General features: G+C 58.9%; 9 protein-coding genes. 2 read left to right on the forward strand and 7 right to left on the reverse strand.

Annotated features, from left to right (window positions below; genetic code table 11):
- Together pnp and Q1Y74_RS10550 are read left to right on the forward strand one after the other, a co-directional pair.
- The coding region (gene pnp, locus Q1Y74_RS10545; protein WP_300814270.1) for a polyribonucleotide nucleotidyltransferase at positions 1-2101 on the forward strand (2101 nt) is incomplete at its 5' end.
- Between the two features lie 298 nt (positions 2102-2399).
- Positions 2400-3101, forward strand: coding sequence for a response regulator transcription factor (locus Q1Y74_RS10550; RefSeq protein WP_300814271.1), 702 nt, complete (start codon positions 2400-2402; stop codon positions 3099-3101).
- A gap of 295 nt (positions 3102-3396) precedes the next feature.
- On the opposite strand, the gene Q1Y74_RS10555 is transcribed toward Q1Y74_RS10550, so the two are convergent.
- The 7 genes from Q1Y74_RS10555 to buk form a co-directional block, all read right to left on the reverse strand.
- The gene (locus Q1Y74_RS10555) at positions 3397-4398 is read right to left on the reverse strand and encodes a glycoside hydrolase family 43 protein (RefSeq protein ID WP_300814273.1); all 1002 of its coding nucleotides are present in this window, start codon (positions 4396-4398) and stop codon (positions 3397-3399) included.
- 40 nt (positions 4399-4438) lie between these two features.
- Positions 4439-6973: a glycosyl hydrolase family 8 gene (locus Q1Y74_RS10560; protein WP_300814275.1), complete on the reverse strand. Its 2535-nt coding sequence runs from the start codon at positions 6971-6973 to the stop codon at positions 4439-4441.
- 77 nt (positions 6974-7050) lie between these two features.
- On the reverse strand, positions 7051-8502 hold the full coding sequence (locus tag Q1Y74_RS10565) for a family 43 glycosylhydrolase (RefSeq protein ID WP_300814277.1): 1452 nt from the start codon (positions 8500-8502) through the stop codon (positions 7051-7053).
- Between the two features lie 2 nt (positions 8503-8504).
- Entirely contained in the window at positions 8505-9203 is a 699-nt protein-coding gene (locus Q1Y74_RS10570) for an acetylxylan esterase (RefSeq protein WP_300814279.1), read from the reverse strand.
- 69 nt (positions 9204-9272) lie between these two features.
- Entirely contained in the window at positions 9273-10445 is a 1173-nt protein-coding gene (locus Q1Y74_RS10575; RefSeq protein ID WP_300814280.1) for an alpha/beta hydrolase-fold protein, read from the reverse strand.
- A 149-nt stretch (positions 10446-10594) separates the two neighbouring features.
- Positions 10595-11728 carry an alpha/beta hydrolase-fold protein gene (locus tag Q1Y74_RS10580; protein ID WP_300814281.1) on the reverse strand — a complete coding sequence of 378 codons (1134 nt, stop codon included), beginning with the start codon at positions 11726-11728 and terminating at the stop codon, positions 10595-10597.
- A gap of 338 nt (positions 11729-12066) precedes the next feature.
- Entirely contained in the window at positions 12067-13149 is a 1083-nt protein-coding gene (gene buk, locus Q1Y74_RS10585) for a butyrate kinase (protein ID WP_300814283.1), read from the reverse strand.
- Positions 13150-13426 lie beyond the last annotated feature (277 nt).

The raw sequence follows: 13426 nt of genomic DNA on the forward strand, positions 1-13426 counted from the left end.
GGCAAAACAGGCAGACGGTTCTGTAATGCTCCGCATGGGCAACACCATGCTGCTGGCTACTGTTTGTGCCGCAAAAGACGCAGTTCCCGGAACAGATTTCATGCCGCTTCAGGTAGAGTACAAAGAAAAATTCTCCGCATTCGGACGTTTCCCCGGCGGCTTCACCAAACGTGAAGGACGTGCTTCGGACTACGAAATTCTGACTTGCCGCCTGGTTGACCGTGCTCTCCGCCCCTTATTCCCCGACAATTTCCACGCAGAAGTATATGTAAACATTATACTTTTTTCGGCCGACGGTGTAGACATGCCCGACGCACTGGCCGGACTGGCCGCTTCTGCCGCATTGGCCGTATCGGACATTCCGTTCAACGGTCCCATCTCTGAGGTACGCGTGGCGCGTATCAACGGAGAGTTCGTCATCAACCCCACTTTCGAGCAACTGGAACAGGCCGACATGGACCTGATGGTAGGTGCCACCTACGAGAACATCATGATGGTGGAAGGTGAAATGAAGGAAGTGTCCGAGCAAGACCTGCTGGCTGCCCTGAAGGCTGCTCACGAGGCCATCAAGCCCCAGTGCAAGGCCCAGATGGAACTGGCCGAAGAGGTAGGTTCCACTGTGAAGCGCGAATACTGCCACGAGGTGAACGACGAAGACCTGCGCAAGGCCGTACACGATGCCTGCTACGCCAAGGCTTACGCCATCGCCAGCGAAGGCAACCGCGACAAGCATGCACGTGAGGATGCCTTTACCGCCATTTGCGACGAGTTCAAGGCACAGTTTACTGAAGAAGAACTGGAAGAAAAGGCTCCGCTCATCGACCGCTACTATCACGACGTGGAGAAAGAGGCCATGCGCCGCTGCATCCTCGACGAAGGCAAGCGTCTGGACGGCCGCAAGACGACGGAAATCCGCCCCATCTGGTGCGAGGTCAGCCCGCTGCCCGGCCCCCACGGCTCCTCTATCTTTACCCGTGGAGAGACTCAGTCTCTGTCTACAGTTACACTGGGTACCAAGTTGGACGAGAAAATCATCGACGACGTACTTGAGCACGGCAAGGAACGCTTCCTGCTGCACTACAACTTCCCCCCGTTCTCTACGGGCGAAGCCAAGGCACAGCGTGGTGTAGGCCGTCGCGAAATCGGTCACGGACACCTGGCATGGCGCGCACTGAAAGGCCAGATTCCCGAAGACTATCCGTATGTGGTTCGTGTCGTTTCCGACATCCTCGAATCCAACGGCTCTTCCTCTATGGCTACCGTTTGTGCCGGTACACTGGCGCTGATGGATGCCGGTGTGAAGATTAAGAAACCCGTTTCAGGTATTGCAATGGGTCTTATCAAGAATCCGGGCGAAGAAAAATATGCTGTGCTTTCCGATATTCTGGGCGATGAAGACCACTTGGGCGATATGGACTTCAAGGTAACAGGAACCAAAGACGGTATCACTGCCACACAGATGGATATCAAGGTAGACGGTCTGTCTTACGACATCCTCGAAAAGGCATTGTTGCAGGCTAAGGAAGGACGTGAATACATCCTCGGCAAACTGACCGAGTGTATCGCCGAACCTCGTGCCGACCTGAAACCGCATGCTCCGCGCATCGAGACCATGACTATTCCTAAAGAATTCATCGGTGCAGTCATTGGCCCGGGCGGAAAGATTATCCAGGGTATGCAGGAAGAGACGGGTGCAACCATCACCATCGAGGAAATCGACAATGTCGGAAAGATTGAGATTGCCGGAACCAACAAGAAGAGCATCGACGATGCCATCCGCCTCATCAAGGCCATCGTGGCTGTTCCCGAAGTGGGCGAAGTCTACAAGGGCACCATCCGCTCCATCATGCCTTACGGCGCATTCGTTGAGTTCCTGCCCGGCCGCGACGGTCTGCTCCACATCTCCGAGATTGACTGGAGGCGTCTGGAGACCGTAGAGGAAGCCGGACTGAAGGAAGGCGACGAAATCGAAGTGAAGCTGCTGGACATCGACCCCAAGACGGGCAAGTTCAAGCTGTCTCACAAGGTGCTGCTTCCGAAGCCCGAAGGCTATACGGAACGTCCCGAAAGACTCAGAAGAGAAAAGCGCTCCAACAACTGACGGACCAACCGTTTTCTCTATATAATAATAAGGTGTACTGCTACGGCGGTACACCTTTTTTTGTGCCTTGCGGCGTGAGGGCAATGGACCACAGATGACACAGAGAGGACAGATAATCACAGATTTTTATTTATTTTCTGCGTAAATCTGCGATAATCTGCGTTTTATTAACGATAAAACAACCTGTGCTCATCTGCACCCTCGGTGTCATCTGTGGTCCATCGCCCCCACGCCGCAACGACCATTGAACGCTGATTTCTGAAAAAATCCGTATCTTTGCCCCAAATACACAAAGACCATGATCAAATTACTCCTGGTAGAAGACGACCCCAACCTGCGCTACGTGGTGCAGTGTGGACTGGAAGACATCATTGGCGGCTACGAAGTACAGACGGCTGCCAACGGCGCAGAAGGACTGAACGTATGGGAAACGTTCAGACCCGACATCATCATCAGCGACATCGACATGCCCGTGATGGACGGCTTCGAGATGGTACGGCGCATCCGCGAAACCGATGCCGACACGCCGATTCTGTTTGCTTCGGCCCTCACCTCACCCAAGGATGTGAAGCACGGCTACGAACTGGGCGTGAACAACTACGTGAAGAAACCCTTCATAGCTGACGAACTGGATGCGCACATACACGCCATCTTGAAGATGACACAAGGCACGCACACCCGCACGGAAACGGGCTTCTGCAAGTTCGGCTCCTACACCCTGGACACCGAACACGGCACCCTGCGCAACGACCGTACCGGTCAGCGTCAGACACTGACCGCCACCGAAACCAAACTCCTGCAGATTCTGGCCCAGAACAAGAACGATACCGTCCGCCGCGAAGCCATCCTGAGCCGCTGCTGGAACACGGAAGACGATTACTTCGCCTCGCGCAGCCTCGACGTCTTCGTCTCCAAGCTCCGCAAGCTCTTCGAAGCCGACGACGATATCGAAATCAAAACCATCCGTGGTGTGGGGCTGATGCTGGTGACTTCACTTTGAAAAGTCCGATGCAGACGATTTCCGGATGGTTGAGAGGGTCACCAGAGGACTGCTTTCACCTGTACATGAAAAATGTTTTCAAATAGTAGCAGGTACAGAGGGGGAAATGTGCCTGCTGTAAAACGGTTTGGTGGATGCTTGCACGGTCCGTGAGCCATGCAAGCATCCACCAAACGTAATGCAAGCATCCACCGCGAGCCGTGCAAGCATCCACCAAACGTAATGCAAGCGTCTACCAAACAGGGTGCGGAAGGAAGGTGTCTATTGCTTTGACACCTCCTCCGGAAGCAGGCCGTCAGCGGTTGCTGACACCCTTTTGGGTCTGTGTCACGGGCTGCATGGTGCCGTCAGCGTTGTAGCGGAGCTCGTCTACGCAGACAGCACGGCGACCGATGGCGCCCGCATGACCGTCGATGGTCAGTGCGGCGTTGTGATAGAACAGATACCACTTTCCGCCGAACTCGATGATGCCCGGATGGATGGTGAAGCTGTTCTCGGCCATGCCCGTCAGTTCGCCTTGGGGCGTCCAGGGCCCGGCAACGTTGGAAGCGGTGGCGTAGGAGATGGTCTCACGTCCTTTGCCCATCGAGGCATAGGTGAGGTAGTACATGCCGTCGCGCTCGTGCAGCCACGGTCCTTCCACATAGCGGGGCAAGTCGACAACCTGGATGTCGCCGTCCAGTTCCGTCATGTTGGGTTTCAGTTTGGCCAGGAAGCAGGTGCCGTTGCCCCAGCAGAGCCAGGCCTGCCCGTCGTTGTCTATCAGCACCGTGGGGTCGATGTCGTTCCACCACCCGCGCGCGCCGTTGTCGGTCATGTCGTCGGATACCAGCGGCTTGCCGATGGCGTCCTTGAAGGGACCCGTAGGGCTGTCGCTCACGGCCACTCCGACGGCCTTGCCCACATGGGGTTCGCCCGCCTGCACGGTGGTGTAGTAGTAGAACTTGCCGTCCTTCTCCACCACCTGCGAAGCCCAGGCCTCGCCCACGGCCCACTCGAAGTCGGTGGGTTTCAGCACAGAACCGTGGTCGGTCCAGGTCTGCATGTCTTTGGTGGAGTAGCAGAGCCACTCGGTGATGTTGAACTCACGCCCGCCCGAGGCCGTGTCCTGCCCTTCGTAGTACTCGTCGTGGCCCACGTAGAGGTAGAGCGTGCCGTCGTGAACCATCGGGGCGGGGTCGGCGGTGAACTTGTCCCTAATCAGGGGGTTGCCTTCGTTGACGAATGTTTTCTGATTCACGGACGGAGCACAGGCCGCCAGTCCGAGCATGAGGCAGAAGAATGGAATTGTTTTCATAACTGTTGTTTTTATGGGTAAGTAAAATGGGAAATCGTTTTCAGTTGCCCGTCTCTTGCTCCGGGAAGATAATCCGGTAGTTCCCGCTCAGGTGCATGAAGGCGAAGAGGCGGAGCAGGCCGTCGTAGTAGGCGTCGAAGTAGCCGTCCTCGTAGGGCACGTGGCGTGCGTTCCACAGGCGCTCCACAAACTCGCGGCTCCGGGGATGGGTGCTGGCCAGCGACACGGCGGCCGCAGTGGCCACCAGCCCCAGCGAGTGGCGCAGCTGCCTGTAGCCGCCTGCCTCCAGGACATCGGCCACCGGCGTGCCGTCCACGTTATACTGGTCGACAAACGTGTCGATGCCCTGGCTGTAGAGGAAGTTCTGGATTCGGTCGGCATACTCCTGCTGCCAGTCCCTGTCGGCACAGGCCCACGAGTAGTCCAGCGCGATGTTCATCGGCACGCGCCAGGAGTCGAAGCGGAAGGCGTCGCCAAGAATGCCCGGCCGGCCCAGTAGGGAGCCGTCGTAGTGGCTGTAGTCGGGGTTGAGCCCCGTCACGGGGTGGATGCACTTGTGCAGGTACTCGCGGCTCTTGCGGGCACAGTCGCGCCAGAAGGCGGAGCGGCCGTCGCCGGCCCAGCGTGCCCACACCTCGTAGAAGGCGGGCAGGTGGTAGGAGGGGTCGGTGAACTGTCCGCCCCAGGGGTCGGGCGTGAAGGTAATCAGCCTGTGCTCCAGGTTGATGAAGGGAGCCACCTGGTCCATGCCCGCCTTCTGCATGGAGCAGTCCAGGATGTGCCGGGCTTCGGCCCGGTAGTCGATGCCCGTGTCGTTGCCCCAGCGGTTGGAGGCAAAGATGAGGGCGGTGACGTAGTAGAGCTCGCCGTCCGACGCGGGTCCCTGCGCGTTGCGCGTGCCGTCGGTCTTGCAGCTCCAGGCGAAGTAGCCCTTGCGGGGGCCGTCGTGATGCTGCATGTACTTGCTGCACCAGCGCCACAGACGGTCGAAGATGTCCTTGCGGTCGAACTGCACGGCAATCATCATGCCATAGGACATGCCTTCGGTGCGGACGTCGTTGTTCTTGATGTCGCTGATGTAGGCCAGGGAATCGCCCACCTCAAAATAGACCTTGTCCGGCCCGTAGAACACGCCGTCGAAGATTTCCTTCAGCCGGGCGTCGATGTCGGCCTGCCTGTAGCCCATTTCGGCAAAGAGGTTGCGGTACTTGCGTGTCTCGAAGGCGCCCCTGTCCCAGGGCAGGGCGTCGAATCCTATCCAATCTATTTCCATGTGTTTTCCTTTTTTAAGCGTGAGGTAAAGGTCGTTCACTCCTTGGGGAGCAATGCGGACGGGTACGGTGGTCTCGCTCCAGTCCCGGCCGGCACGGACGGTGGCTTCGGCCACTACCGGCCCGTTCTTGCCGTCCGTGCGCACCTGCAAGGTGGCGCCCGACGTGGAGCGGGCACGCAGCTTCAGTTCCTGCACCGGCTCGCTGCCGAAGTCCACCCGGTTATAAGTCAGCCAGGCCCCCTTCCTGCTGAAGACGGTCTTCCAGCCCTGGAACTTGTCGGCCTCGTCCAGGAAGGCGATGGAGGCACCCGTGGGGGCGATGCTGCTGTAACGGTCTGTCTGTATGCGCGTGCGGGCGTCGGTGATGCCTACGCCTCGCAGGGTGGGAATAACCTTGCGGATGGTGCCGTCGGCATTGAAGAAGAGGGAGTCTATCCGTGTAGAGCGGTTCTTGTCGAACTGGGGGGAGTAGTCGTTGTGGTGGTAGAACAGGTACCACTGGCCCTTGTACTCCACAATGGAGTGGTGGTTGGTCCAGCAGCCCGTGGGCGACTGGTCCATGATGAGCCCCTTGAACTGGAAAGGCCCCATCGGGCTGTCGCCCATGGCGTAGGCCAGGGTCTCGGTCTTGTCCTGCACCCAGGGGAAGGTGTAGTAGTACTTGCCCTGCCGCTCGAAGATGAAGGGGCCTTCCTTGAAGCCCTCCGGCAAGCCCTGTATCTGTACGGGTTCGGAGGCCAGCTCCAGCATGTTGTCCTTCAGCCTGGCGCCCCACATGCCGCCGCCCGCCCAGTAGATGTAGCTCTGGCCGTCCTTGTCCGTCAGCACGCAGGGGTCAATGCCGTTCACGCCCTCGATGGCCCTGCGTTGGGGGCGGAAGGGGCCTGCGGGACTGTCGGCCGTGGCCACTCCCACGGCAAAGCCCCGCCGCCCTTCACCCCGCGGGGTGGAGGGAAAATAGAAATAATAGGTGCCGTCCTTGCAGACACAGTCCGGCGCCCACATGGAGTACGAGTCGGGCTGCACCCAGGGGACGCGCTCCTGGCTGACGATGACGCCGTGGTCGGTCCAGTCCACCAGGTCGTCCGAAGAGAACACATGGTAGTCGGCCATGCAGAACCACTCTTTCAGGCGTTCGATGGGGCTGGGTATGTCGTGCGAAGGGTAAAGATACATCTTCCCCTCGAATACTCTCGCCGTGGGGTCGGCGGTGAATTGGTCTCTGATGATGGGATTCTGCGCTGCAGCCGTCCCTGCGGCCGCAGTCAGCAGTGCCCCGACAAAAAGTTGTTTGTAGTTCATAGTCTTGACCCGCCTTGCGGGAATTTATGGGTGCAAAAGGAGCTGATTGTACAGTCTGTCATCGGCAAGATGGTCCGTCAATAGTCACGGAAGTTCCACTTGGAGTTGTCGCTGTTCATGTCGAACTTGCCCAGCGAAGGCGTGCTGTCGCCTACGGAGACAAGCACCAGCTCCTCGTCGGTGCCCGGCACCTGCTTGGGCAGAATGCGGTAGGTGCCGTCGGTCAGCTGCTCGATGCGCCACAGCTGCTCGGGAGCGCCTGTAAACTCGGGAACGGTGGTGACTTCGGCATCGGCCGTGGCTGCCAGCGCGCGGTTGGTGCCTTCAATCACAATCTTGTAATAGGGACCGCCCAGGTAGCCTCCGGCGTCGGGCACGGCCGTGATGGTCCACTTCTGGTGCGGTCGGAACATGTAGTCGCCGATGCGTGCCGGGATGTTGCCTTCGGGCCAGGTGCCGATGACGTCCTGTAGCGTCTGCCGCTTCAGGGGCTCCATCGGTTCGTCGCTCTTCTCCCAGAAGCGGAACTTGCCGCCCTGCATGCGGACAAAGTCCACAGCCAGCTCCAGGGCATAGCCTCTGCGCTCGGACTCTATCTCGTAGGTGCCTTCCTTGAAGAAGTCGCCTGCCACGGGCCAGTCATTGCGCCACAGCAGGGGCAGCACGCCCAGCACGCTGCGGCCCGCCCGTTCCAGGTCGGCCTCGAAGTGGCACGACATCTTCTCCACGCCCTCGGTCACGATGAAGCGCCCGAAGTGTCCAGGTCCCACCAGCCCGTAGCGGGCGGCCAGCACCATCTTTCCGCCGCCTTGCAGCATGTCGCGGCCCATGTTGTCCAGGTAGGGGCCCGTCACCTTGCGCGAGCGTCCCACCACGATGTTGTAGGTGGAGTTGGGTCCGTCGCAGCAGGTGCCGTGCGTGCCCAGCAGGTAGTACCAGCCGTTGCGGTAGATGAGGTCGGTGGCCTCGCAGTCGATGGCAATGTTGACGGGTTCGTTGCCCTCCTTGCGCTTGCCGGTGGCCGGGTCAAGCTCCACCAGCCTGATGAAGCCGAAGTAGGTGCCGTAGGACAGCCACAGGCGTCCGTCCGTGGGGTCGAGCAGCAGGCCGGCGTCGATGGCGTCGCAGTCTTCGTCCTCGGCCGATGAGGCCACCACGACGGGGTCGGTATAGGCAAAGTCGGGAGAAGTGGGGTCCAGCGTCTTGTTCCACATGGTCAGCACCTGGCCGCTGTGTCCGCCGCCCAGTCCGCCGCCCGTGGCACTGTAGGCTATCAGGTAGCGGTCGCCTATCTTCACGGCATCGGGGGCTGCTCCGCGGCCGGGTCTCACCCCGCCGCCGTGCCACGTCCAGCCGTCTTCCGAAATCAGTCCGCCTCCGCCCGTGCCGAAGGTGTAATACTTGCCGTCGCACTCCATGATGGTGGACGGGTCGTGTATGTATGGTTCGCCAATTTGTGCAGCCGCTTCTCCGCCCGTCCATGCGGACAGCAGGGCTGTCATGCCCAGAAAGATGTTTCTTGTCTTCATAGTCATTGGTAACTGATAGTCATGTTTTTGACGGGAGCGCCATTCTCATCGACAAAACGGATGCAGAAGTCGCTCATGCCGGGGCCGTTGATGACGGCACCGCGCACAATGTTCTTTCCTTTCTTCAGGGTGAGGCGGCGCGACATGCAGTCGTCCCGCACCATGCGGCGGTCGCCGGAGAGGATGACGGCCTCTTCGCCGTTCAGCCACCACATCGAGGCCGAGTTGGAACCTACGGCCATCCTGACGCCGCTGATTTCCTCGGGGCAGTCGATGACGGTGACGGCCCAGAACAGCACGCCGTAGACCTGTTTCTTCAGTCCCGAAGCGAAGCGGAAGAGTTTCACATTGAATAGCTTGCTCTCAAGCGCGTGCCACGTGAGTTTCTGTTTCCCCACCCGCACGCGGTCGCCGTCCGTGGGGACGACGGTGAACTGTCCGGGGAAATACTCCGTCGCAAAGGCCTCGCGGATGTAGCTGTCTGTAAAGGCCGTGTTGCTGCGGTTGGGTTTGTCTATCGGCTCCAGCAGCAGCCAGCGGCGGATGAAGCCGTCGTCGTCCGGCGTCATGACGCCTTCCGTCGGTGCCGAGAAGTAGGGCTCCAGCCCCTCGGCTATCTTTTTCTTCTGCGCATGGACGGGCAGGCCCATCAGCAATACCAGGCAGACCGCCAGCCACGCTTTCCAATCAATGAATTGCATCGTTATCGTCATTTAGTTGTTGGGAAAATGCCCGTCCCCCCCTGCGAGAACGGGCTATCCGTCAGACTCTCATTTGCCTTGGAACAGCCGGGGAACGAACTCCTTCAGGCACCGGCGCCAGGTGAGGAACTCGTGGGCAGTGCCCGGCGACTCGTAGTAGATGTTGTCGATGCCGGCAGCCTTCAGTCCGTCGCTGAGGTTCTTGGTGCGTTCGGGCCGCTCTTCCGAACCGATGCCCAGGAAGAACACGTGTACCTTGTCATTGAAAGCCTTGCGGTCCTTGAACACGCCGCCATAGACGGTGTCGAGCTGCTTCAGGTCAATGCTGCCCGCACCGCTGAAGCCGCCGATGTAGGCAAACTTGTCCAGGTTGTTCAGGGTGGTGTTGAAGGTGAGCAGTCCGCCCCACGAGAGGCCGGCCATGGCACGGTTGTCGCGGTCGGTCAGGGTGCGGAAGGTGGAGTCGATGTGCGGAATGATTTCCTTCACCAGGATGTCGGGGAACTGGGCACCGAAGCGGGCGCGTGCCTGTCCGGGGTCTTCGCCGGGCAGCGTCTTGAAGACTTCGATGTTGCCGTTGTCCATCACCACAATCATGGGCTTGGCCTTGCCCTCGGCAATGAGGTTGTCCATGATGAAGTTCATCTTGCCCTGCTTGGACCAGCTGGTCTCGTTCTCGCCCATGCCGTGCTGCAGGTAGAGGACGGGATAGCGCTTGTCGGGGTTCTTGTCATACTCGGCGGGGGTGTAAACGATGCAGCGGCGCCACTCTTGGCGGATGTCGGAATAGTACCAGCTTTCGCTGATTTGTCCGTGGGGCACATCCTTGATGGCGTAATAGTCGCCTTCGGCTCCCTCGGGAATCTCGATGCCGCTCACCCACTTGCCCATGCCGAAGAAGGTCTTGCCGTTGGGGTCGGCCGTGCTAACGCCGTCAATGATGACCTGATAGTAGTGGAAGCCCACCACTTCGGGTTCCTTGGAGACGAGTGTCCACCAGCCGTCTTCGCCGCGTGTCATCTCGCCGCGGAAGCTGATTTCCACTTTCTTGGCCTCGGGGGCGTAGATTCTGAAGTGTACGCGGCGGTCCTGTCCGATGCGCGGATAGTCCGCACCGCTGATGTTGTGTTCGTTGGGCACTGTGCCTTCGGGGTAGGAAGGCTGTTGCTGCTGTTGTTGTGCGCCGGCTGCCAACGGGAAAAGCAGGCAAGCCGACCAAAGAAGGTTCCTTAGGTTTTTCATGGTTGTGATAAATGTTAATAGTTATGATGAATGGTCAATGGTTAATGAAACACAGATTGGCGCAGATTATCGCAAAGAATAAATTAAATCCGTGCCATCCGCGTCATCCGCGTCTGAAAAATGCGCCACGCTGCATGTTTTCCAAGGCTTCACTTGAAAAGCAGCGGAGCAAAGCGGGCCAGACTCTCGCGCCAGACGGGCCACGTGTGTCCGCCGGGTGTCTCAAAGTAGGTGTACTTGATGCCTATCTTGTCAAAACGCTCGCACATGATGCGGCAGTTGTTGTAGGCAATGTCTTCCTTGCCGCCCATCGAAATCCAGAACTGCTTGAAGCTGCGGTTGTAGCCGTCCTTGTCGGCCTCGAGCATCTGGTAGTATTTCTCCGTACCGTTGTCGGCCTGAAAGCCCTGCGGGGGAGTGGCCCACCAGCCCGAACTGAACACGCCCAGGTAGGCAAAAAGCTCGGGGTGGGCGATGCCCACGTTCAGTGTCTGAATACCGCCCATCGAAAGGCCGGCCAAGGCACGGTTCTCACGGCCTTCGGCCACGCGGTAACGGTTCTCCACCAGGGGGATGCACGCTGTCAGCAGTTCTGCCTCGATGTCCCGTGTGTTGCCGTCGGCCATCACGATGAGCATGGGTTCGGCCTGGCCTGCGGCAATCAGGTTGTCCAGGATGATGTCCGTACGCCCCTGGTTGGCCCAGCCGCGCTCGTCCTCGCCGCCGCCGTGCAGCAGGTAGAGGACGGGATAGCGTTTGTCGGGATTCTGGTCATACTCTGCCGGGGTGTAGACAAACAGGCGTTTCCAGCGGTTGTCCGTCTTGGAGAAGTAGCGGTTCATGCGGATGTCGCCGTGGGGCACGTCGGCCAGGTAGAAGCGGTTGTCGCCTTCGGGATAGGGCACCTCGATGCCGCTGGCCATGGTGCTGCAACCGTAGTAGGACTCGCTGGCGGGGTCGGACACGCGCACTCCGTCTACAATCAGAAAATAGTAGTGGAAGCCTTCCGTCAGGGGGTCGGTGGTGCAGGTCCATACGCCGTCGGCATCGCGCTCCAGGTTGTACAGACGGCCCAGGTCAATCTGAACTTGCTGTGCCTGTGGGGCCTTGATGCGGAAGACGGCTCTGTTGTCGGGCAAAAGACGTGGATATTGTGCATTTCGGACATTACTCGTTGCCTGCTGTCCGGGCAACTGCTTGGGGACTCCGGCCTGCAAGGAAGGTTGTGCCTGAACTACAAGAACCAGTCCCAACGAAAGAAAAATAGTGAATAGTGTTTTCATGGCCTTATTTTTTATTGCGTTCTTTCTATCATCAAAAACGGAAGTTTCGGGGGCATACGCGGAATGTCCGACAAGTGTCTGCTATACAATTAATTAATGGATAGGGTGCCGCGCGTTTACTCTATGGATGCACAACCGTTATACAATTATGGCAAAAAACAAGGATGGGAACAAGCAAAAAGACATAAAATATGTCAATTCATGGCAGATGTGTCATCAGGTAACTTCCATAAAGAGAAAGAGGTTCATCCCCCCCAAAAAGGCGGGACAACCTCTTACAATACACGAACCGTACCCCTCGCGGAATACGGGCGGACAGCTATGGCGGAACCGGGTGCTTACTGGTACTTTTGCACCTGCAAATCGCCCCGCAGGGCGCCCAGCGCGTTCAAGGCCAAGGCCTCCATTTCGTCTTCGCCGGGATAGACGCGGACGGGGGCCAGGAAAGAGACGCGCTCCTTCAGGCGTGAGATGATGTAGTCAGAGTGGGCCATGCCGCCCGTCAGCAGGATGGCATCCACCTGCCCGTAGAGTACCACCGCCGCAGCACCTACGCTCTTGGCTATCTGATAAATCATGGCGTCGAGCACCAGGCGGGCGTGGTCGTCGCCCTCTTCGATGCGCTTCACCACGGCCTGTACGTCGGTAGTGCCCAGGTGGGCGGCCAGACCGGCGTGGCCCGAGATGCGCTTCTTCAGCTCGCTCTGCGTCATCTTGCCCGAGAAGCAGAGGTCGATGAGGTCGCCCGCAGGCAGGGTGCCGGCCCGTTCGGGCGAGAAGGGGCCTTCGCCATCGAGGGCGTTGTTCACGTCTATGCAGCGTCCCTTGCGGTGAGCGCCTACCGAGATGCCGCCACCCAAGTGACAGATTATCAGGTTGAGGTCTTCGTAGCGGATGGGATGCCCGGGGGATACGGCCGTCTGCTCGGCCGCATAGCGGCGGGCAATGGCGCGCTGGTTCAGGGCGTGCCAGATGGTGATGCGGGGCATGAGAGGCGAACCCGTGACGCGGGCCACCTCGTCCAGCTCGTCCACCACGCCGGGGTCGGCAATGAAGGCGCGGCAGCCGGGCAGGCCATGGGCCAGCTCGGAAGCTATCAGGCAGCCCAGGTTGCAGGCGTGGGTGCGCATGGCGTGCATGATGTCGTTCAGCATGGCGTCGTTCACCTCGTAGACGCCGCCGGGGATGGGCTTCAGCAGACCGCCGCGCCCGATGATGGCGTCGAAGGCAAAGGGGATGCCCTCGCGCTTCAGCTCTTCGAGCACCAGGTTCTTGCGGAACTCGAACTGGTCGATGATGCGGGGGAACTTCACCAGTTCGTCGACAGAGTGGCGCAGGGTCTTGACAAATACAGGCTCGGCATCCTCGAATACGGCCATCTTGGTGGAAGTGGAGCCGGGGTTGATGACTAATATCTTCATAGGGGGTATGTATTGATGGTTGAGTTTTGGGTTGGAGGGATTTATAGGAATTTATAGGGAGTTAAGGGGAGGTAGAAGGAGGGAGTTAGAAGGAGGGAGTTGGAAGGAGGGAGTTAAAGGGAGTTAGAAGGAGTTAGAGGGAGTTAGAGGCCAATACTTCCACTAACTGCCAACAAAACTATCGGGCTTTATCTCCTTGAGCGAAACGATAACTCCGTCTAACTGCAACAAACCTATCGGGCTTTATCTCCTTGAGCGAAACGATAACTCCGTCTAA

Origin of the sequence: uncultured Bacteroides sp., from assembly GCF_949298305.1 — a bacterium.
Taxonomy (GTDB): domain Bacteria; phylum Bacteroidota; class Bacteroidia; order Bacteroidales; family Bacteroidaceae; genus Bacteroides.